Origin of the sequence: Kordia sp. (genome assembly GCF_050633145.1) — a bacterium.
GTDB lineage: Bacteria > Bacteroidota > Bacteroidia > Flavobacteriales > Flavobacteriaceae > Kordia.
Genome location: NZ_JBOEFY010000009.1, coordinates 1 through 22,751 on the forward strand (window position 1 = coordinate 1; position 22,751 = coordinate 22,751).

General features: G+C 32.7%; 20 protein-coding genes and 1 riboswitch. Of the genes, 8 read left to right on the plus strand and 12 right to left on the minus strand.

Annotated features, from left to right (window positions below; all coding sequences use genetic code 11):
- Positions 1–61 precede the first annotated feature (61 nt).
- Positions 62–538: a heme-binding domain-containing protein gene (locus ACRBBL_RS05110; RefSeq protein ID WP_431367942.1), complete on the minus strand. Its 477-nt coding sequence runs from the start codon at positions 536–538 to the stop codon at positions 62–64.
- A 35-nt stretch (positions 539–573) separates the two neighbouring features.
- Between ACRBBL_RS05110 and ACRBBL_RS05115 the strand changes: the two genes are divergently transcribed.
- From ACRBBL_RS05115 to ACRBBL_RS05125, 3 genes are all read left to right on the plus strand, one after another.
- On the plus strand, positions 574–1,146 hold the full coding sequence (locus ACRBBL_RS05115) for an adenylosuccinate lyase (RefSeq protein ID WP_431367943.1): 573 nt from the start codon (positions 574–576) through the stop codon (positions 1,144–1,146).
- A 206-nt stretch (positions 1,147–1,352) separates the two neighbouring features.
- Positions 1,353–2,696, plus strand: a complete 1,344-nt coding sequence (gene purB, locus ACRBBL_RS05120; protein ID WP_431367944.1) for an adenylosuccinate lyase — start codon at positions 1,353–1,355, stop codon at positions 2,694–2,696.
- A gap of 68 nt (positions 2,697–2,764) precedes the next feature.
- On the plus strand, positions 2,765–3,301 hold the full coding sequence (locus ACRBBL_RS05125) for a hypothetical protein (RefSeq protein ID WP_431367945.1): 537 nt from the start codon (positions 2,765–2,767) through the stop codon (positions 3,299–3,301).
- A gap of 68 nt (positions 3,302–3,369) precedes the next feature.
- On the opposite strand, the gene ACRBBL_RS05130 is transcribed toward ACRBBL_RS05125, so the two are convergent.
- The 4 genes from ACRBBL_RS05130 to ACRBBL_RS05145 form a co-directional block, all read right to left on the minus strand.
- Positions 3,370–3,900 carry a DUF4252 domain-containing protein gene (locus tag ACRBBL_RS05130; protein ID WP_431367946.1) on the minus strand — a complete coding sequence of 177 codons (531 nt, stop codon included), beginning with the start codon at positions 3,898–3,900 and terminating at the stop codon, positions 3,370–3,372.
- Positions 3,901–3,991: 91 nt separating this feature from the next.
- On the minus strand, positions 3,992–4,531 hold the full coding sequence (locus ACRBBL_RS05135) for a DUF4252 domain-containing protein (RefSeq protein WP_431367947.1): 540 nt from the start codon (positions 4,529–4,531) through the stop codon (positions 3,992–3,994).
- A 5-nt stretch (positions 4,532–4,536) separates the two neighbouring features.
- Positions 4,537–4,959: a hypothetical protein gene (locus ACRBBL_RS05140; RefSeq protein WP_431367948.1), complete on the minus strand. Its 423-nt coding sequence runs from the start codon at positions 4,957–4,959 to the stop codon at positions 4,537–4,539.
- Positions 4,946–5,455: an RNA polymerase sigma factor gene (locus tag ACRBBL_RS05145; protein WP_431367949.1), complete on the minus strand. Its 510-nt coding sequence runs from the start codon at positions 5,453–5,455 to the stop codon at positions 4,946–4,948. Before ACRBBL_RS05145 ends, ACRBBL_RS05140 begins: the two co-directional genes overlap by 14 nt.
- A gap of 123 nt (positions 5,456–5,578) precedes the next feature.
- Between ACRBBL_RS05145 and ACRBBL_RS05150 the strand changes: the two genes are divergently transcribed.
- The 3 genes from ACRBBL_RS05150 (at position 5,579) to ACRBBL_RS05160 (ending at position 8,661) form a co-directional block, all read left to right on the plus strand.
- Positions 5,579–7,093 (plus strand): S41 family peptidase, encoded by a 1,515-nt coding sequence (locus ACRBBL_RS05150; protein ID WP_431367950.1) that lies wholly within the window; start codon positions 5,579–5,581, stop codon positions 7,091–7,093.
- A 174-nt stretch (positions 7,094–7,267) separates the two neighbouring features.
- Positions 7,268–7,888, plus strand: coding sequence for a hypothetical protein (locus ACRBBL_RS05155; RefSeq protein WP_431367951.1), 621 nt, complete (start codon positions 7,268–7,270; stop codon positions 7,886–7,888).
- A gap of 140 nt (positions 7,889–8,028) precedes the next feature.
- Positions 8,029–8,661, plus strand: a complete 633-nt coding sequence (locus tag ACRBBL_RS05160) for a hypothetical protein (RefSeq protein ID WP_431367952.1) — start codon at positions 8,029–8,031, stop codon at positions 8,659–8,661.
- A 120-nt stretch (positions 8,662–8,781) separates the two neighbouring features.
- Here ACRBBL_RS05160 and ACRBBL_RS05165 read toward each other — a convergent pair whose 3' ends face one another.
- The 7 genes from ACRBBL_RS05165 to ACRBBL_RS05195 all read right to left on the minus strand — a co-directional run bounded on the left by ACRBBL_RS05165 (position 8,782) and on the right by ACRBBL_RS05195 (position 20,152).
- Positions 8,782–10,302 (minus strand): T9SS type A sorting domain-containing protein, encoded by a 1,521-nt coding sequence (locus tag ACRBBL_RS05165; RefSeq protein ID WP_431367953.1) that lies wholly within the window; start codon positions 10,300–10,302, stop codon positions 8,782–8,784.
- A gap of 367 nt (positions 10,303–10,669) precedes the next feature.
- Entirely contained in the window at positions 10,670–13,297 is a 2,628-nt protein-coding gene (locus ACRBBL_RS05170) for a T9SS type A sorting domain-containing protein (RefSeq protein ID WP_431367954.1), read from the minus strand.
- A gap of 56 nt (positions 13,298–13,353) precedes the next feature.
- Complete coding sequence (locus ACRBBL_RS05175) at positions 13,354–15,246, minus strand: tetratricopeptide repeat protein (protein ID WP_431367955.1); 1,893 nt, start codon at positions 15,244–15,246, stop codon at positions 13,354–13,356.
- 222 nt (positions 15,247–15,468) lie between these two features.
- Entirely contained in the window at positions 15,469–16,695 is a 1,227-nt protein-coding gene (locus ACRBBL_RS05180; protein WP_431367956.1) for a beta-1,3-glucanase family protein, read from the minus strand.
- Between the two features lie 133 nt (positions 16,696–16,828).
- The gene (locus ACRBBL_RS05185; RefSeq protein ID WP_431367957.1) at positions 16,829–17,440 is read right to left on the minus strand and encodes a DUF1062 domain-containing protein; all 612 of its coding nucleotides are present in this window, start codon (positions 17,438–17,440) and stop codon (positions 16,829–16,831) included.
- 337 nt (positions 17,441–17,777) lie between these two features.
- Entirely contained in the window at positions 17,778–18,113 is a 336-nt protein-coding gene (locus ACRBBL_RS05190) for a hypothetical protein (RefSeq protein ID WP_431367958.1), read from the minus strand.
- Between the two features lie 176 nt (positions 18,114–18,289).
- A complete protein-coding gene (locus tag ACRBBL_RS05195) occupies positions 18,290–20,152 on the minus strand; it encodes a TonB-dependent receptor plug domain-containing protein (RefSeq protein ID WP_431367959.1) in 1,863 nt (620 codons plus the stop codon).
- A 64-nt stretch (positions 20,153–20,216) separates the two neighbouring features.
- A riboswitch (cobalamin riboswitch) is annotated at positions 20,217–20,455 on the minus strand.
- A 73-nt stretch (positions 20,456–20,528) separates the two neighbouring features.
- Here ACRBBL_RS05195 and ACRBBL_RS05200 point away from each other — a divergent pair.
- Together ACRBBL_RS05200 and ACRBBL_RS05205 are read left to right on the plus strand one after the other, a co-directional pair.
- Positions 20,529–21,704 (plus strand): ABC transporter substrate-binding protein, encoded by a 1,176-nt coding sequence (locus ACRBBL_RS05200; RefSeq protein WP_431367960.1) that lies wholly within the window; start codon positions 20,529–20,531, stop codon positions 21,702–21,704.
- Positions 21,705–22,736: a FecCD family ABC transporter permease gene (locus tag ACRBBL_RS05205; RefSeq protein WP_431367961.1), complete on the plus strand. Its 1,032-nt coding sequence runs from the start codon at positions 21,705–21,707 to the stop codon at positions 22,734–22,736.
- The last annotated feature ends 15 nt before the right edge of the window (positions 22,737–22,751 follow it).

Consider the following 22,751-nt stretch of genomic DNA (forward strand, 5'->3'; position numbering starts at 1 on the left):
CATTTAGCATTTAGCAAAAAAACAAAACCCTACGCTAACACCCAATACCTTTTACAAAAAACTACTGCCCTTTCTCAAGTTCTACAGATAAAAAACCTCTTGCTTCTTTAACCCAAGTTTCAATTTCTTTAATTTGAGTTTCGCTTAGTTTAGCATCTCCATGTGTCCATAAATACGACGGAATTGGCATGTGCCCTTCTTCTATTTCTTCTATAATTTCTTCTAATTTATGATCTTTTCGCTTTGCTGTATATGTATTCCATTCAGAAAAATTCAATTCTTCTTTTCCATGCTCAACATGATCAGCCATCCAATACGAAATTGGTTCTATATTACTATACCAAGGATAACGTGTATTGCTAGAGTGACAATCAAAACAAGCTACTTTAAAAGTTGCCGCTACAGAACTTGGCATATTTGTTTCTTCCATAAAAGGTTTTAAGTCTGTAACATCTCCTTCATTTCTTTCTGGCCCGAAAAATTGTAAAATTATCAATGCGAATAATGCTAAAACTGCTATTTTTTTAAGTATCTTCATTTTGTTATTTTTAAGCAGTGTAAATTATAAAAACAATGACATTCGAACAACTTTATTCGGAATTAAATTATGTTAATCATTCGAGAGAAAAACGAAACTACTATGCCACTATCGTTTTAAACAATCTTGAATTGCTTCCAACATTGCTAGAAGTTGTCTTTACTGTAGATGATAAAATTTCAGCAAGAGCTGCATGGTTATTTGAATTTGTTGCTAGAGAAGATTTAGATGCCATTCTTCCATACTTAGATATATACATTGAAAAAATGCAAACCGTACATTTAGATCCAGCTGTACGACCAATGGCAAAAGTAGCCGAATATTTAATAGAAGCGTATTATCACAAAAATCCAAATCAAACAAAAGAGAGATTGACTAAAAAACATCGTGAAAAAATCACAGAAGCTTGTTTTGATTGGATGATTAGCGATCAAAAGGTGGCGGTAAAAGCCTATTCTATGCGTTCTTTATTTTTATTAGGAAAAGAATTTGATTGGATTCACGAAGAATTAATCATCATTCTAGAACGCGATTACCTATCACAAAGTGCTGCATTTAAAGCCAGAGCAAGAGACCTCATCAAACGAATTAAGAAAGCTAGAAAATAATTTAAAAAAGACCATAAACTACTAATAATAAAACTACATTAACTAAAATAGTACTGCGATTTCAGATCCTGTTTTTCAGTAGAATTAGTTCAATCAAAAATTTTGTATACGTCTTCTCAAACTTCTCAAAATTAAGTTTTACTAAAATTTTATTTCAAGCAATGTAACAAGTATATTTGTGTGCTTAAAACAACAACACAATTACAATGATGCTTACTCCGCTTAATGCTATTTCTCCTATAGATGGAAGATATCGTAACAAAACTATCGCTTTAGCAAATTATTTTAGTGAAGAATCACTTATAAAATATCGAGTTTTAGTCGAAGTTGAATATTTTATCGCACTCTGCAATGTTCCTTTACCACAACTTGCTGATTTTGATGCTTCTCTATACGACGATTTACGCAGCATTTATGAAAACTTTTCTGCAACTGATGCACAAGCCATCAAAGACATTGAAAAAGTAACCAATCATGATGTAAAGGCTGTTGAATATTTCATCAAAGAAAAATTTGACCAACTTAACATTTCACAATATAAAGAGTTTATCCATTTCGGATTGACTTCTCAAGATATCAACAATACAGCAATTCCGCTTTCTATTAAAGAAGCTATCCAAGATGTATATCTTCCTGAATTGATTAGTGTTTTAGAAAAATTGAAAGCATTGGCTACCGAATGGTCAGATGTTTCTATGTTGGCAAGAACGCATGGACAACCAGCTTCTCCTACACGATTAGGAAAAGAAATTGAGGTATTTATTACACGTGTTGAAGCACAGGTAAAAACAATGTCTGTAATTCCACATGCAGCTAAATTTGGTGGTGCAACAGGGAACTTTAACGCACACAAGGTTGCCTATCCATCAATTGACTGGAAAGCGTTCGGAAATGATTTTGTAGAGCGTATTTTAGGCTTGCATCATTCGTTTCCAACAACACAAATTGAACATTACGATCATCTAGCTGGAATTTTTGATGGATTGAAACGTATTAATACGATTTTAATTGATTTAGATAGAGATTTTTGGACGTACATTTCCATGGATTACTTCAAACAAAAAATTAAAGCTGGTGAAGTAGGTTCGTCTGCAATGCCACATAAAGTAAATCCTATTGATTTTGAAAATAGTGAAGGAAATTTAGGTATTGCAAATGCAATCTTTACACATTTATCTGCAAAGCTTCCAATTTCAAGATTGCAACGTGATTTAACAGACTCTACTGTATTACGAAATGTAGGTGTTCCTTTTGGACATACAGTCATAGGATTTCAATCTACATTGAAAGGTTTAAACAAGTTATTATTGAATAAAATTAAGTTTGAACAAGACCTTGAAAACAATTGGGCAGTCGTTGCAGAAGCTATTCAAACCATTTTAAGAAGAGAAAATTACCCAAATCCGTATGAAGCCTTAAAAGGACTCACCAGAACCAACGAAAAGATCAATGAAGACTCAATAGCGAGTTTTATTGACACTTTAACGGTTTCTGATGCTGTAAAGTTGGAATTAAAGCAAATAAATCCTATGAATTATACGGGAATATAAGATTTCTACCCCTTTGCATTGTTTTTTTGTTAATTTTGTAGTGCCAAGAACTAACAAATATATATACTGTGAATATCAAACTCACAAACTCGAAAGAAGATAAAAGTTTGAATGCCACGCAAAAAACTGGAAGACTCCAAATTAAAAAAAGAGTCTACAATAAAGCGTTCAAAACTTTTATTAATGACAAATATGATTCAGGAGTTCATTTTGGAAACATGAATAGTAATCTTGAGGAAATTTTAAAAAACTTGTCTTTAGATCACATTATGGAAAGTGTTGTAAAACTTCCAAAAATTGATGTGAACACTTTATCTGTGGTAAATGATCAAAAAAATGAATTTTCCGACTTTGATTTGTATGACAATTTTGAATGTACTTTTTTAGCAAAAGATAATGTCAATTCAAAAGAATTCATGAAAGGAATAGAGACCTTGCATGCAAAGTTTTTAGATCTTTATAATCAAAAAATTCATGAAGAAATTACAGAGATTGAATATGAAAATCGCTTGCAAATTAAAAGAAGAGAAATAAAAGAAATTGTCTTTTTTACTTTGCTAACAATTATAGCACTTGTATTAATTTACTTTTACTCTAAGAAGTAATTTTAGATTTTACGCATAAAAAAATGGATACATGTAATAAATACAAGTATCCATTTTTTTTAGTTTGGTTACATAAAATTTGATAAACTACCCAAATTAAAATTGAGAGGAATATCTCTTTGTTCAGTCATTTTATATAACTCCATAAACTTTTCTAGGGTCATATCATCGCCCATAATTCGTGTTACAGCAAATCCCATGTTTTTATCCGACAGGAATACAACGATTTCATCTATAGAATCATCCGTTCCTACATATTTTATAACACCATTATTTCCTAAATTAATAAGCTCTTCATACTTTTCTTGCTTCAAAATAGTTTTGATTTTATTTCTTTCAGCCTTGAAGTTTTCTTGATTTATTGATTCTGGTCTATAAAATAATAAGTTGATACGATCTACTGCTGCAAGTGCTTCTTCTTGTTTGTCTGTTAACTGCATGCTTTCCTGTTTTAAAAGACTCATAGGAATTGTGCTAGAAGAATACCCTTTTTTTTCTGCATGATCTAAAATATAGTTGTGTAAACTATTTTTGTCAGAACAGCTAGTCATACCAATGACGACAAATAGCAGGACTAAAAGTGATGGGAAAGTTTTCATAATTGTTGATTGTTTTTTGATGTGATGAATTTATATAAAAATGCGTCAATAAACAACTAGTGTTCATTGACGCATATAAAAAATATATGTATTAGTTCTTCTTAACGTTCTTTAAGTGTTCGCCACCTGGAATGTTCATTTGACTAGTCAATTTTGAAACTTTTGTTAAATCGATGTCTCCAAGTAATGAAACGACTACTGTATTAATATTTCTATCTTTCAATTGTACTTTGTCTTGAATACCTGTAATGTACATTAAAAGTTCTTTTACATGTGTTTCGTCTTTTCCTTCTTTTACATAAAACTTTACACGTGTATTTCCGTCTCTTACTTGCATTAACTCTTCTAACTTAGAAGCACGTCTGCTTACCCATGTTTTTAATTCCGCAGAAATATTTTCATTTTCAGTTGCTAATACCTGTAAGCTTTTCATACTCTTTACCATATCTAAAAACTCTTTCGCTTCTGGATCGTCAGTATCCATACCAACTGTTGTTAGCATTTTAAACATTTTAGGCGAAATAGACACATACGTTACATCGTCGCTGTCTGCGTATTTCTCAAATATATTTTGTCCGAATGTAAGTACTGGCACCGCCAATAACATTACTAATATTACGATTTTCTTCATTTTAATTAATTGTTTCTTGTTATAAAAATTTTGTTTGTTGTTTCTTCAAATTGTGTCAAATAGTTGATGTGACTTGCTCCTGAATTGAGATTTTCTGACACAAGAGACATCGCTGTTTTAAAATCTGCGAAAGCTTCATCAACTTGTCGTTGTTTGTTCCATTCGTTAACGAATAGTCCAGTTGTGAGAACAAATACAGCGGCAACAGAAATCCATTTTAAATAGTTTCTTCTAGGTTGTAATGGAACGTTACGAGTAAATTTCTCGGCTTTTAGATCTGTAAAATATTGAAACATTGGTGTGTATTCTTCCAAATGCGGCGCCACATTGTCTTGCGAAAAATACGCTTTCAATTCTTGTTCTTCTTGAACAGTTGTTGTTGCTTCAAAATACTTCTCTAATAATTTTTCTATGTTAGCTAACTCCATAGTTGTGTTTTTTAATAAGTTCTTGTCTTATGTACTTTCTTGCTCTTGATAATGCTACTCGAATGGCAGTTGGATTCATATTCACAACTTTAGCAATTTCCTCAAAATCATACTGTTCTACATCTCTCAATTGTATGATAATTTTTTGTTGCTCTGGCAGTTGTTCCATAATCTGGTGCACAAAACTCACACTATCTCTTAATTCTACTTCTTTTTGTAAGGAGGTATTTTCATCTTTATAATTACTATGAACTAATTTTAAATTGCTGGCTTGTTTTGATTTCAGTTTATCCAAGCAATAATTTTTAGTCATCGTCATTGCAAAAGCTTCTACATTTTTAAATGCCTCCATTTTTGATTTTTTAGACCATAACTTCAATAATACTTCTTGAGTTGCGTCTTCTGCTTCTTCGTTAGAAACCAGTAAGCGTTTAGCCAATCGGTATAATTTGTCTTTAAAAGGCAATACAGTATTTAAAAAATCTGCCTGTTTCATTTTTATGCTCTATTAATTTCGGTTAGTTATAAGGAAGACGAACCAGTTACGAATTTGTTACAAATAATTTTTATTTTACAATAATGTGGCTATTTTTAATGTTTATAAAAGTAAACACAAACTATGATAAAGAAAATTATGAATATAAAAAAGTTGCTATTTCTGTTTGTCGCTGTTTCAGTAGTTACAACTAGCTGTACTGATCAAGATGACAATCTGTTTAGTGTACCCTCAAATGTAGAGGTTCAAGACTTTGTATGGAAGGGATTAAACTTGTGGTATTTTTGGCAAGGTGAAGTAACTGATTTAGCAGATAGCAAGCTTGATGATGCAGAAGCGTATATTTCTTTTTTACAAGGATATCCAAATCCAGCAGATTTATTTGATCACTTACGTCATCCAGATGATCGTTTTAGTGTGATTGTTGATGATTATAATGATTTGCAAAATTCGCAACAAGGAACTTCGGCTTCTAATGGAGTTGACATTCGCTACATCTTTTTAAATAGTGGAAGTCCAGAAGTTATTGGATATGTTCGTTATATTATCCCTGGATCTGATGCTGATGGAAAAGATATTCGTCGTGGAGATATTGTATATGCTGTTGATGGACAAAGTTTATTCTTTAACTCTTCTACAGATAACAATTTAGATTTAATTGATCCAACATCGTATACTTTCAATTTAGCAGATTTAACAGTAAATAGTGGTGTACGCTCTATTAGTCCAAATGGTAGAAATATTGCACTAACAAAAACGAACATTACAGAAAACCCAATTTTAATTGCTTCTACAATTGATGTAGGTTCTAAAAAAGTTGGATATATTATGTACAATCAGTTCATTTCTAATTTTGATACACAATTAAATGGTGCTTTTGCAGATTTTCAAGCACAAGGCGTTACCGATTTAGTATTGGATTTCCGTTACAATCCAGGTGGATTTGTAAGTAGTGCTATCAACTTAGGAAGCATGGTTACAGGGCAATTTGAAGGGCAATTATTTACCAAATTCAGATACAATGATAAAATTCAGCCACAGCTAACTGATGCACAAGAAAATCGTTATTTCACAAATGCGTTAAGTACAGGTGCAGCTATTAATAGTTTAGGACTTTCTAAAGTATATATAATTACAACTGGAAGTACAGCTTCTGCAAGTGAATTAGTTATTAATTCATTAACACCTTATATTGAAGTTGTACAAGTAGGGACAACGACTACAGGTAAAAATGAAGCTTCTGTTTCTTTATATGATTCTCCTTCTTGGACTTTTGGAGATAGTCAATTAAATCCTAATCATACATGGGCAATGCAACCGTTAATTTCTCGCTTAGAGAATAGCGCAGGTTTTTCTAATTATACAGATGGATTGAATCCAGATATTGAGATTGCTGAAGATTTAACGAATCTTGGTGTATTAGGTGATGAAACAGAACCATTATTAGCAGCAGCTTTAATGAATATTTCAGCAGCCGGAAGACCTGCATCTTCTGATCCGACTAGAGTTATTCCGATTGAAGGAATTACTGAAACGAAGTTGCGTAGAATTACAGGTAATCGCATGTATATCGATTTAAAAGTTGGCGACAGTGATGACGCATTACAAAACCATAAAGTGATACTTCCTCAGGAGTAATTCTGATAAAAATATATTTAAAAAACGCTTCTAACTGTTTAGAAGCGTTTTTTTATGCGCATTGTTTATCCTTTACTAAATATGCTTTTCGCGAATTGAAACGATGTGTTGACTCAATCTTGCTTTTTTATTGTTTGAAGCGATTGTAGTTTTAGTGTAACTAATCTGCATCAAATGAAAACCAATACATCTTTTATACTACTCGTTCTGCTGAAAGTTCTTTTTATTTCTTCATGTGTAACAACAAAGAACGTTTCTCAAAAAGTAACCAATTCGTATACTAGCAACGAGATTAAACAATATATACAAGAACGGTTTCTTCACGCAAGTGATAGCCTAAAAATTGGTGCTATGTTTATCCTTGATGGAATTCCTTATTATGAAGAATCAGATGTAAATGAACATACAATTGATTCAGAATTAAAGAAGTATGACAAAGCAGCGATCCGAACTATTTATTTTGTGAATGCTTCAAAACTTCATATTGTATGTCGCTCATACGATTTTGACCTCATTCCTATTATCCGAACCAATGAAAATAAACAAAAACGAAAAGCTAAAAAGGAAATGTTGACTTGGGTAAAAGATCGGTATGTTGGTGAACATCGAACTGTAAATCACAAACCATTAGTCATTTTCAATAGAAAACCATTGACAACAAAAACAGCTTTTCAATTGTTGCAAACACTAAAAATCAAACATATAGATTTTATTCAAAAATATGAGGAATCGCAAGTAATTGCTGGTTTTGAACACATTTCTAAAAATGGTGTTGTAGAAATATTTACAAAGTAAACTTTTAAAAAATCACCTAAATAGGTGAGCTAAAATGCCCAATTCATGTGTTTTATGATGACAGAGTAGCTTCTAATTTTGAACTATTCAATAATCAGCACATTGCTACACTACGTACAATGTCATAAAACAATATACTCATGGAATTAAACAAAGATTTAATCATCGTCCATTTTCAAGAAGATTTTTTTGACAACACCAATCAACGCATTAAAAACACGGTAAAAGAAAATTTACAGCCACTCGTTGATGCTGCACAAACTACCGATATTCATGTAAGTTTTTGGGAAGATAATACGATTGCCAATACAGCTTCTGTCATTCCAATTCCGCCTTTAAGCGAAAAAGTAAGTCAATTAGATGCCGAAAAAGGACTTTTGAACACTGACTATCCTTTAAAAGGTACAGAAATAATCCTTGCTGGCGGTTGGTTTGGTTCTTGTATTAATGGCGCAATTGAAACCGTAATGTCTTCATTTGTAAAAAGTCCAATAATAAAAAAAACAGGAGAATTGACTATTAGAATACTCGAAAATGCAGTTTACAAACAAAACAATTTACTTTCTGAATTGGACGATTCAAAAATTGTTTCTGGAATTCAGGGTGCTTTTAATGATTCATCAGCAGTCTCAGAACCAGTAGTACAAAATAGAGGTTTACGCTTTAAAATCATTCGAACTAAAACACAGGAAATTATTACAGAACAAATTGTAGTTCCTTTACCAGACAAGCCGAAAGAACGAATGTTTGACGTTATTTTTCTTATTGATTAAAGTTGAAAAAACAAGAAACGCTTCTAATTTCTTAGAAGCGTTTTTTTAGTGATAAGAAATACAAACTCCAAGACTAACAATTTCTTTTGTGAATTTGCAAATACGAAACGTAACAATATATTATTGCTTTAGTATTTTTCGTATGATTGTTTCCTTATCACTTTTCAACTCTAACAAATACATTCCAGTCTGAAGATTCGAGAAATTAATTGAGGTTTCTGTAAAAGAAGCCGTTTTTTGATACATCACTCTTCCAGCCATATCAGATAGCTTAATTGATGTAATACTTCTGTTATTTGTGCTTGAAATGGCTAAATAATCAATTATAGGGTTTGGATATACTACTATGGAATTGTTCAATGTTATATCTTTTGTACTTAATAGCGAACTGTCTACAAAAACTCTGGCTATCCCTGTATTATTATTACTATTTATTGGATTGTCGGCATTAAAGGCTCCAATACTAAAGAATGCGCCATTTTCGGATAAACTTACTGACGATCCTGCTAAATCGGCTGCTACGTTTGAATTATTAAAAATTCCAGATACAGCACTCCAAGTATTACCAGAAGTGTTTTCATATAAATATGCTTCTCCAGAACTTGTTCCGTTACTATCATTAAAAGGAGCTCCGACAGCTAAGAAGTTTCCATCATCACTTAGTGCAACTGAACTTCCAAATCGATCACTATTACTTTCTCCGGCAACACTTGCATTAAATACATATGTATTAGAAGTTCCATTGTATTTATATATTCTTGCGAATCCTGAACCGTTTGCTGGATCATTTTGTTGTGTTGCGCCCGCAACTAAAACACTTCCATCATCACTTAGCGCAACTGTTGTTCCAAAAGCAAAGCTTTCACCTAAAATAGAAGCTGTAAAAATTTGGCTCCAGTTTGAGGTGTATTCATATACTTTTACTTGCCCAGAATTTGTTCCGCTTGGGGTACCATTTGCATCTGAAAAAGGAATTCCAATCGCCAAAAATGTACCATCAGCATTGAAATTTACAGAATTTCCAAATCGGTCGCCATTTACAACACCACTCATTGTACTTCCCAATTGTGACCATGATGTGCCATTATATTCATATACTTTTACTTCTCCTTTTGCAGTACTCACACCAGAAGCAGCGACTGCGATTTTTGTTCCGTCTGCGCTTAAGTCTACTGCACTTCCTAGCGTATCAAAATCTGCTTGCCCTGTAAAGTCCGATCCTAATTGTGTCCAAGTTCCTGCAATATTTTCATAGACACGCACATAACCTCTAACAGATCCACTTCCATCTGCTTGTGGAGCGCCAACAGCAATGATAGATCCATCTGCGCTAATAGCTACACTGCTGCCAAAGAAATCTCCTGCGGCATCACCTATTAAATCGTTTCCCACTTGTCCCCAACTACCAGATGCAAATTGATACACTTGTACTTTACCTATACCTGATGTTGTTCCTGTGATACCATCATATTCTGTAGCACTTATAATTATAAAATCACCTGAAGCATTGATTGCTGAATTGCCTCCAAATCTATCGTTTGATAATCCACCAGCATCAGCAATAATATCTCCTTGCAATGCATATTGCGAAAACCCTAATAAGGGAATCATTAAAATGTAAAAGAGTACTTTTTTTTTCATGAAATTTATTTTAATTGTTAGTAAAAAACACAGTCACCATATCATTTTAAATTTAGAGATATGACAATCTGATATTGTTCCACAAAACAAGACTAAAATTGATTTCTTGGAAAGTTTTAAGCGTCTACAAATGGGCTACACATAGCCAGAAACGCCTATAAATAGTAAGATTTAGTGTTTTCACCCTTTGGGCTTAGTATTTTTACTACAACGTATATACTATGAATTCTATGAGAGCTTTGCTGAGCAAATTTTAGTTCACTCTAACAAAGTTTAGAAAGCATACTTCATTTTTTTATTTCCTCTTTAGTTCATGAGTTTTTTATTTAAAATGTAAAACTCATGAACTTTTGATGGCAATAATTATTTACTTCTTCAGAATTTTTTTTGTGATTATACGATTCTTGTCAAGAACAATTTTAACCACATACACTCCAGAAGACAAGTTGGAGATATTTATTTCATGATTTTCATTTTGGCTAAGCGTATTTTCATTGCTGTATACTTCTTTTCCGTTTATATTGAAAATGGTTGTTTTTAAATTTTGAACACCTTGAATATTAGATTTTATATACAAGTAATCTTCCGCTGGATTTGGAAAGATTGCTATCATAGTATCGTCAGCAACATCTGTATTTGTAGAAAGGTTATCTTCTATTTGAAAATCTAATATACCCGAACCCCAAGATCCAAAACGAACAGTATTTGTAGCAGCAATATAATCAACATCCATTGCGTTAAAGAAACCAATTCCTTCTGCTATTGAATACCATGTTTCAGCAGCTACATCAAATACATAAGGGCCAATATCTGTTCCTGCAAAGACGAACTTACTATCTGGCGTAACAATCATTCCTCCTGTTTGAGCGTCTACATCTGCAGGGAAAACTCCAGTTACATCTATCCAAGTAGCGCCTCCATCTTTAGACAATATAGACCCAACATTGTTAGTACTAGGACCACAGAATAAAATCCAATCATCATCATTTGGCAAAACGACTCCGCTACCAATATCGCCCAATCCCCAATAATTTGAAACCATGCTAAAAGGTGTAGCTATTTGAGTTCCAAAACTATTACCTCTATCATTAGAAATAAATACTTTACCATCTTGCAGCATAAATAATTTATTTGGATTTCCCCAAGCTTGTGCAAGCGCTGCTACTTGATTTGTACCAACATTTATGGTGTGTCCTGTTATAGATGTTCCATTCCATGAAGCTCTGTCCAAGTTTTTAGCTAAAATCCAAATATTAGTGTCTGGTTGATCGTGATCTATTACCGTTTGTACCCAGCCCATATTTGTATTTTCAATAAAATTAACAGAAGGGCTTACATTTAATAAGTTGTTTATCTGACTAGCAGTTCTTAAAACATCTCCATTGTACATAGAGACAGGAGCATATACAATATTACCTTGTCTTCTCCATTTCCAAACAGATTCTCCATCATAACTATCTAATGGTGGACCATCACCTCCTATACTTTGATAAAAATCAAGTACTTCTCCATCAGTTCCTGGAATAATACTACCAGAACCCTGATCTTGTGTACTATATACAATATGATTAGGATCATTATTTCCTGTAAAAAGATTGTCTCTGTAAATTAAAGGGTTTATAGTGTTAAGAACATTGAGGTTAATATAATGTGCATTTGCATATCCAGAATTATCGGGACCATCACCTGGATTAGGGAAATCAAACCATTCTTTATAAGATACAAATAGTCCTCCATCTGAGCATCTTACGGATAAAAGGTTTCCACTACTGTTATAGAAGAAATGAGAAGCTTGGAAGTCTGGATGATAATTAAATCGAATTCTATCATAATAATCATCTGCAGATAAGCTTGTTCCGTTTTGATAGCGTCCCCAACCAGCATGATCTGTTATTACATTATCAAGACCATCAATTGAAATAATTGGTATTGCATATCCTCCGAGTACTATTTCTTCATTTTCTGGATTCACTGCTAGGAATCGTCCAGCATCCATTTCCCCTGAAGTGTCTCCATACCAATTTCCATGCGGGAATTTTACAGTCCAATTAGTTCCTTGATCGGTAGAAACCCAGTATTGCTTATTAGCCGTAATGTATAATTTTCTTGAATCTCCTCCAATACTAAAAGAGTTATTGTTATGTCCTGTACTATAAACACCTGCTAAAGTAAAAGTGGAGCCAGTAGAAGTATAAAAAGAACCATTTCTGGCTAAGTAAATCGTATTAGAATTGGGTTGATTTGAATATCTTGGTGTGTACAACGAAGAATTTGCAAAGCTTCCAAAGTTTTGGATTTCTGTAAAACTAACTCCGTGATCAACTGATTTATAAACAGCAGTTCCGTCAGTAGCATATAGACTGTTGTTATCTTGTCTATTCATTATTGAACTGGTATTTGAAGGAGGCAAACCAGAAGAAAGTATCCACGTGCTTCCATCATCATCTGAATAGTATAAAGGACCATTTTCTATGTGAGCGATCAAACGAGTTGTACCATTGACATCAAGCGCATGAAGGTTTTTATATCGGTTAGGCCAGTTTGCTGTCAATAACACAAAATCATCTCCTCCAGTTCCTATTGTGGGATTGTATACAGTTCCTTTAAAAATATATGCTTTCGAGTTATATTCTCCTGCATAATGATTATGCGTAACACCATAAATAACATCTGTACCATCTAGCATCTCTGCGAATTTAAATGCTCCAGGCATATTTTTGGGTCCTCTATTCGTCCAACTTCCAGTTAGAGTACCATTGGCATAGGTGTTATTTGAACTATTCTTGTTGAAATTTTTAGCTCTTAGCGATAGTCCTTGTAAAATCTTTTGGTGTCTACTTGCCTGTTCAGGAGTCCATTCTGCAGTCTTATCAGGGTTTTCCTCTTCATGATAAGTAACAGGATAATTCTCTTTTGAATTGTTTTCATTGGTACTTAAATAATAGAAAGATGCAATTGCTGCTAAAATTATAAGGAGGAAATATTTTTTTTTCATAATAAGGAGCTATAAATAGGTTTTGATCACCAAATATATAAATTAAAACGTTTTTGTTATATAGAACTAATATTAAATAAGAAGTTTTTCAAATCGTCTTCTTTGGTAAGTTCAAGCTTTTTCTTGAGTCTATATCGGTGCATTTTTACACTTTTAGGTTCTATGTTTGTTAAGATAGATACTTCTTTGCTAGACAGATTCATACGTATGTACGCACACGATTTTAAATCGTTGTTTGTTAAGTTGGGAAATCTAGTATTAAGTACTTTGAAAAAGTTAGGATGTACACTATTAAAATGCTTCTGAAAAGTAGACCAATTATCATCTAAATTCAATCCGTGTTTTACTAAATCTTCAAGCTCATTGATTACGTTCGATTTTGGAACGCCTGCATCTTTTAGCGCATTTAGTTTGTTCCCTAAATTTAGAAGCAACTCATTTTTTTGAAAAGAATTCATCGTCACAGAACTCAATTCTACGGCTTTTAACTCTAATTCCTTTTTTTGAAGTGCTACTTCCAAGTTTGCGGCTGTTTTTTCTTTTTCCAGTAAATCTTCTTTGAGTTTGAATCCTTTGCGTTTAATTTTATATCTATTGAATAAAAGTAATAAGGTAATGATGAGTAATATCGAAAACATAATTGCCCAGTTTCTATATAGTTTTGAGACTGCTATGTCTTTATCTTTCTGTACCGTTTCTGTTTTTAAGATTTGGATTTCTTTTGCCTTTTTTTCAGCTTCATATTGTTCTTGATAGAAAGCTACTTTTTCAGATACATCTTTCGTAAACAAACTATCTTTTGCCTTTATATATTCGCTAAAATTAATGTGTGCTAGTTCATAGTTTTTAAGTTGAAAGTACGTGTCTGTCAATCCTCTATGTGCATCTACAAGATACGGTAAAGAACCTGATTTCTCTGCCGCTTCTTTTGCCTGAATATAATATGCGTTTGCTTTTTTATAATTTTCTTGTTTGTAATGAAATCCACCTAAATTAATAAATGTCATCGCAGTATTCTCTTTATCTCCAATACGTACAAATAAATCGTTTGCTTTTGTATAATATTCTATAGCTTCCTCTACTTTTTTCTCCGTAGCACTTATATTTCCTAGGTTTGAATATACACCAGCTAGTCCTCTTTTATCTCTAATTTTTAAGGAAAATTCTAAGTAGTCTAAATAATATGTTTTTGCTTTTGCATAATTGTCCGTTTCATAATGAATCGTTGCTATATTATTGATGGAACTCGCAATTGATCTCGGATTTTTAATTTCTTTTCGAATCGCATAAGCTTCTTCAAGATATGACAATGCTTTATCATATTTCTTTAAGTTTTTATATAACAATCCGATACCATTTAACGCATCGGAAGTTTCCTTTTTCAGCTTATTTGCTCTGTATATTGGCAACGCTTTAAAATAAAAATCTAATGCTTTTTGGTACGCGCCGTTTTGCCTGTAAAATGATGCTAAATTATTGTATGATTTTGCTATCGAAATAGAATCGTTTGTTTGTATTCGATACTCTAAGGACTTTGTGTAGTTTACCAAACTAGAATCGATGTTTCCAAGGCGTTGATACAAAATCCCCATATTGTTATGTGCATCTCCTTTTTTTTTCAAATTAGTTGAAGGAATTAATTGAAGTGATTTAGACCAATACACTTTTGTACTGTCATATTTTCCAGTATAAAAATAAGCAGTTCCTAAATTCTTATAAGAATTTACTAAACCGTTATTGTAATTGAGTTGCTTACTTATGGTGATTGCTTCTGGCAGATACTTAAATGCTAATCCGATATTCTTCCCAAAGTTCTTTCGGCTAAGATCATTCAAAAATAATACTTTGGTAGAATCATTTTTCATGGATTGCAATTTCAAGTTGAGACTATCTACTTGCGAATACATTTGAAATGATACTAATAAAATCAGTAACGTAATTTTTTTCATGCTTTGGGTTGGTTAGTTGTGGTGCATTAGAACTCATCTTTTCAACAATTAAAAAGAATTATTCTATTGTAACAAGATACAAAAAGAAGTTGTTTAAAAGTTAAAACTTCGTCAAACCGAATCAAGTTCGATTTCTCAAAATCATTGAAAATTAATGTGCTGAGATTCTGAATCAAGTTCAGAATGACGTCCGAAATACTGTTTAAACAACCTCTTTATTTGTTAGTTAATCTTCTGAATGGTCACTATTGCACCTGTTGCATTTCTATCTGCGAGTGTAGAATCGCTATGTGTTACATCATCAAAAGCAAAACCATAATCTTCATGATCAATTGCATTTTCATGAATGAATTTAGAATATACATTATAACAATCTAAAGTACTTTTGTCAGCTAATTCCATTGTATTTGTGTAGAAATCATCTCTATAGGAAGTCCAATTCATTTTTTGAGTATTCGTAGTAGCTGGCATTAAGAATAATACAGGATCTGTTATATTTGGATGCGCTAAAAGTCCAACATTAAACGCAGCTCCTAAGTTTTTTGCAGGAACAGATTGTGGTGTATTATTTGGTGCAGCAAACAAATCTGCACAACCAAAAACACTTCCTTTTATCTGAGCACTTCCAGATGGTTTTGTAAACGTAATTTTTGGTAATTTTCCACTTCCTCCTTTTTGAGAGAATACAAATTTTCCATTACTTACAACGCCTTCAAAAATAACGTCTTGATAACCAGGATTGAATTTTGCTATTTCAGACATATCAACCTGAATAGATTTCCCTTTTCCTTCTGCATAATATTCCCAAACAGCATCTACATACGATTGAAAACTGGAAGCATCAAAATCATTATCCATAACATCATTTGAAACCAATGCTTTGTTTGGCGCAATAATTCTTAAAATTCCTTTATCATTTGGGTTTTGTATAATATTTGCCCAATGTCCTTTAAGTCCACCTGAAAAAGAGCTGAAAACTTCTTGCCTACTTTTCGAAAATCCTTTAGGTCCATTGGTCGTTCCATTAGGCAGTTTTTCTTGTAATTGTAGTGGAACGCAGAAAAAATCTACATTCGTTATGTCTATAAACGGAAATCCGTCTGTTGGTAAAAACGAAATTTCAAACTTATCATATATGACATTAAAACTTGGATCAGAAGGGTTTCCAATATTTGGTGGTGAAATATGATTCGCAAACTTTAACGCTTCTCCAAAAGAAAGATATACAATACCAGAATCTATATTGGGTATGTTGATTACATTTTCTTTAGATTTCCCTAATATTATCGAAGTAGCATTATCACTCCACACTTTTGTTGTCGGATTGTAAAATTGTTGTTTCTTATTTCCAGAAATAGCTGCATTCATTCCTTTTATGGTTACATGTATATCTTCTTGCGACCCTGAATTATTTATGATCGTAATTGGAAATGGGTTTGGACTACTCATACAATATGGTTTTAAAAAGTTAGTTTTTCACAAGATAAATTAACTATGTCATACTGCATAACGTATTTATACGTAATTTGATTTCTAAAAATAATATGAGTTGTTATTAGCTCTATTAAGAAAATTAATTCTATCAAAGTTTAGTATATACACTTTTCAATTTTTCTATATTGATCTGTACAATGTCTTCATTTTTAACCTTGTGTTTCTTGTGTAAATATTTCTCTTGAATAGATATGACTTTTGCTTCAATCAATTTATTTAATTTAGTTGCTGAAATCTGTAAACATATTCTGACAAAAGATGATAATTTAAGATTAAAGTCATAAGGATATTTAATTTTGAATGTTACAATTTCACTATCAGAATTTAGAATATCTTCTACAGAAATAGTATCGTACAGTATATCATATTCGACACTTTTAAAATCTAATTCAACATTATTTTTTCGACTTATTTCAGCAGAAAAAGCATACTTCCAAGCTATCTCTGTATCATTTTCTAAAAATTTATTGTATAAATCTTTGCCTAGCAATTCTGGTTTAATCCTAGAAAACAGGGTCATATTATAGGTGCTATTGCATTTTACACATCTGTAAATTAACCATATATCAATGTTCTTCTTTTGAGCGTTTATTCTGAATTTCTCGCTGCAATAGAAACTGTTTGTATTACAACGATTGCATTTTCTTTTTAAAAGAGGAGTATTCGTAGCCTTTATCTCCCATATATTTTCATTTCTCATTATGTAGTATCGTGCTTAGTATTCTTTGGTGAATTTTTCAATATTATTCACGATATCACAGGTTTTGAGTAGTGAGATTATCAAAAACAGCAACAGCAGATGCGATTGCGCTTACATGGCAATGCAATGAATAATATGATTAAATGGAAACCTGGTTCGGGTAGAATTATCCGAACGAAAGAATTATTAGCCTGTGGTTTATAAGGCTAATACTAAGCTACTATAAATCTAAGAGTTGTTCTCAAAATGAAAGATTATTTATATTTATGACTTAAAGATAGTATATCTTGAGCAAAACATCCAAAAGTCAATCAAACTTTAGTAGTTGGATTGTAATTCAGACTGCTATTTTCATTTGACCGTTTTCTATTTCAGCATGAAAGGGTTTTCCTTTTTCCGAAGGTTTCCATCCAAGCAGTAATGCTTTGTTTATCCAATTAGAAATGTCAGAAGGTACAATAGGAGTAACTTCTTTAGTATAAATATCATGAGGGTGATTTCTATCTGTATAAATATGAAGAGTTGTTCCTGGATTTTCGGCTAATTCAATAGCTACAGATAATTTTCCATCACCATATACGGATTGAGTATAGGTAACTTTTTTTCTAATTAGCCATCTATAATCAGATTCGTTTACAGTTATTTTCCGTGTTCCTTTTTTAGGAATTGCCATGATTGGTTTTTATTGTAGACAACCTTTTGTGTATGATTTCGTTGCGCGTTTAAGCAACTAATTTAGCAAATACAAACCGAATAGAAAATTACATAAAAAACTTTTAGAATATTTAAAACAAAAAAAGCCATTGGTTTCCCAATGGCTTTCAACTTATGATAGGTATTAAATAAACTCTACAGATTCAAAGAGAATCCAACACGTACGTTTGTACCTCTCGTTGTAAAACCTGTAATCTCTGTATATTCTTCGTTGAATATATTTGATACTGTTAAAAATCCACTGAAACGTTTGTTAAACTTGTGATTTACATTTGCTCCAATTAAGCTGAAAGATTCCAGCGTTACGTCTTGGAAAGTTGAAAAATCAGTGTCTAAACGATCAGATGTGAATTGATATGATATACCAGCATTTGTCTTAGGCGAAAATGCATAGGCTACGTTTAAGTTTGCTTTGTGCTTAGGGATACGTAATACTTTTACATCTTTTTTCTCTGTAAATGTATAGTTTGCGTCAATTGTTAAGTTTTCAATTGGTGATGCAGCTACTTCAAATTCGAAACCGTTTACTGTAAACTCATCTTCTACATTTTGGTATTCACCTGCAAATGTTGTGAAATCTGTAACTGTGTATCTAACAAAGTTTTCTTCTTTTCTATTAAAATATACACCACTTACACGCAATTTCTCAGAAAGCTTCACTTCTACTCCACCTTCTAAAGTTGTATTTTCTTCTGGTTCTAGGTTTGGATTTGCTCCAAAGTTTCCAAATAATTGCGATAATGATGGCGCAATAAATGACGTACTATACGAACCAAATACCTTTGCATATCCTTTTCCTAAAGGCATACGATATGATGGATTTAAGTTATATGTAAAGTGTGTTCCGTATTCACTGTGGTTGTTTAAACGTCCACCAGCATTTACGTTCAATCCAAAATCAGAAACATACACTACATTTACATATGGATCTACAATAGAAGAAGACTGCTCTTCTGCAAATACAGTTTGGTTATCGATATAGTTTAATCCAACAACTGTATAAAATTGATTGTTAAAGTTGTACTTATTAAAGATATCTACAGCGATTGTTTCTCCTTCTAAAGATGATGGAAAGTTTGAGAAAAACTCACGTTCAATAGAAGTATACGCTGCATTTAATGTAACGCTACCGTTTTTGTATGTATATTTTGGTGCAATTCCAAAACGATACTGATCACTTACTCCTTCAAATTCTGCATCTATTCTTGGTGATGAACTATCAAAACCATTTCTAAATTTATCTTGTGAACCAAAAACGTTCACATTAAACGCATCAGAAAATTTATATCCAACTCTTACGTTTGCATTTGTACGTGAAAAACGATCGCTTTCTGTTCCAATTACAGCAGATAATCCATCTGTACTTTGGTGACCAAAACTAACTGCATACGTTAAATCATCTACAGTTCCGTCTACACGTGCGCTGTTTGAAAAATCGTTTACATTATAATCAGAATCATCTTGTGATTGGTTTGTACCAATAGAACTATTTACGCGCAATGCGATCGTATCTTTAGACGATTTTTTAGTAGTAATACTAATTACAGCCGTTGCTGCACCACTTCCGTACAACGTACTTGAAGCTCCTTTTATAATTTCAATCGATTCAACTTGATCTAAAGCAATCAAACGTAAATCGAAGTCATTTGCAATAGAAGAAGGATCATTTACCTGAACTCCATCAATCATAATTAATACTTGACGGTTGTTTCCTCCACGTACAAAATAACTTAAATTTTGTCCTGCATTACTTCTACTTCCTAAGATTTCAATTCCACTTTTGGTATTGATTACTTCGGCAACTGTTTTTCCTTGATTTCTTTCAATTTCTTTACTTGAAATTGTAATCACGGTTTTACCTGAATTTTCACGTTTTAATGCGTGACGTGAGTCAGAGATAACAACCTCATCTAATTTTTCAGTTTCGTCTTGTTCTTGTGCAAATACAGCAGTACACGCTAAAAACAAGGCACTAACAGATAGTACTGTTTTTTTCATTTTTTTCGTTTTATGGGAATAAAGTATGGGTTTCCATACGCAAACTCTTATCCCGAAAGTTTGACATTAATTATGAAACTTGGCAGGTCTCCTGACTTGCAATTTGCTATATACCTTCCCGAAAATTCAGTGGTCATGTAGTTATAGCAATTCATTTTTGAAATGAAGTACTGAACAATGTCAGCACATGCTTACAGTTGCGGGAACAGTTCAAGACTGAAGGTGTGTTTACCTTTTCACTTGATTCCCTTTTAATCCGAGAATATTTAACATAGTCTCGAAACCAAAATTCGGCGCAAAAATAAACATTCTTTAGAATCTATCAATATAAAACATGAAATAATATTACTTTTGAAAAAAATTAGCAACCATATTCATGCAATCAATCAAATCTATTTTTTGTCTTTTATTTGTTTTATGTACGTTTTGTTTTTCATGCAAAACCGAAAAAAAGGAAACAGCTAAAGGCACGCTACCAACTGAACAGATTTCGGAAAATTCTTCAAAGAATTTACGTCATGCACAAAAATTTTCAATTGAAAAGTCAGGCGACATTACTACTATAACAGTATTTTCTCCGTGGCCAGATGCTGATAAAGATTATAAGTATGCTTTGATTCCAAGAGATAAAGCAGCCGCTATTACGTTAGACAAAGATGCCTATGATGCCATTGTTTTAACTCCTGTAAAACGTGTTATCGTGACTTCTACAACGCATATTCCAACCTTGGAAATGCTTGGTGTAGAAAATGCTTTAGTTGGTTTTCCGCAAACAAATTATATTTCTTCTGAAAAAACACGTGCACTGATTGATACAGGAAAAGTAAAAGACATTGGTCAGAATGAAAAAATTAATATGGAATTACTAATTGATTTAGAACCAGAACTTGTTATTGGTTTCTCTATCAATAATTCAAATCCGACATATAAAACCATTCAAAATGCAAACATTCCAGTGGTGTATAATGGCGATTGGACAGAAGGAACTCCTTTGGGAAGAGCCGAGTGGATTCACTTTTTTGCACCTTTCTTCCAAAAAGAAGCAAAAGCAACGGAAGTTTTTAACACTATTGAGAAAAGTTATCGTGAAGCAAAACAGTTGGCCCAAAAGGCAACGAAAAAACCTTCAGTTTTAGCTGGAGCTATGTATAAAGATATTTGGTATTTGCCTGCGGGCGAAAGTTTTCAAGCACAGTATTTAAAAGATGCGAACGCCAATTATATTTGGTCAGATTCTAAAGGTACAGGAAGTTTGTCTTTAAGTATAGAAAGTGTCTTAGATAAAGCAGCAGATGCAGACATTTGGATTGGTCCTGGACGTTTTAAAACGTATGAAGATATGAAAGAAGCAAGTCGATTTTATGCAGAATTTGCTCCTTTTAAAAACAAAAAAATATTCAGCACCGCCAATACGATTGGAAAAACTGGCGGAACTATGTATTATGAATTGGCGCCTACACGACCAGATATTGTGTTGAAAGATATTATTAAAGCCATTCATCCAGAAGTTTTACCAACATATCAACCCTTCTTTTTTAAACCTTTGGAGTAATTGTCTGACCAAAAATCATATCGAACCACATTTATTGTGCTGATTCTTGTATTGATCGGTTGTTTTCTGATGAATATAAGTTTAGGTTCTATAACCATTCCATTAAAAGGAATTTTTGCTGCGTTTACAGGTGGCGAAATTGACAAAGAAACTTGGCGTTATACAATTTTAAATATCCGATTGCCAAAAGCTATTGCTGCAATTTTAGTTGGTTTCGGATTGTCGTTAAGTGGTTTGTTGATGCAAACACTGTTTCGAAATCCGTTGTCAGGACCTTTTGTATTAGGATTGAGTTCTGGAGCGAGTTTAGGAGTCGCTTTATTAATTATGGGCGCTTCTGCTTTTGGTGGCTTTTTTGGGACATTATTATTATCAAGTTATAGTTTAGTCATTGCCGCAAGTTTGGGAAGTTTTTTAGTATTACTTACTGTAATGATCGTATCTACACGAGTAAAAGATACCATGTCCATTTTAATTATCGGACTGATGTTTGGAAGTATTACTTCTGCAATTGTAAGCGTCCTAACCTATTTTAGTGATGCCGAAGAGTTGAAACAGTTTATGATGTGGACATTAGGTTCGTTAGGAAATTTAAGCTGGCAAGAATTGAGTATTCTAAGCACTTTAATTGTCGGTGGAATTGTATTGAGTATCGCTTCTATAAAATCATTGAATGCCTTTCTTTTGGGCGAAAATTACGCGCGTAGTTTAGGAATTGATATTAAAAAAGCACGATATACTGTAATTATTGCGACAAGTCTGTTAGCAGGAAGTTGTACTGCTTTTGTGGGACCTATTGCCTTTATCGGATTGGCAATTCCGCATATTACACGTTTGTTTTTTAATACTACAAATCACAAAATCTTAGTTCCGAGTGTATGCCTTATTGGCGGAATTTTATTGTTGATTTGCGATAGTATTGCGCAAGTTCCATTTAGTGATATTACTTTGCCTATCAATGCCATTACTTCTATGATTGGTGCGCCAGTTGTTATTTGGTTGTTGGTGCGTAAACGGAAGATGATATTTTAGACTCGCTTTGCTTTT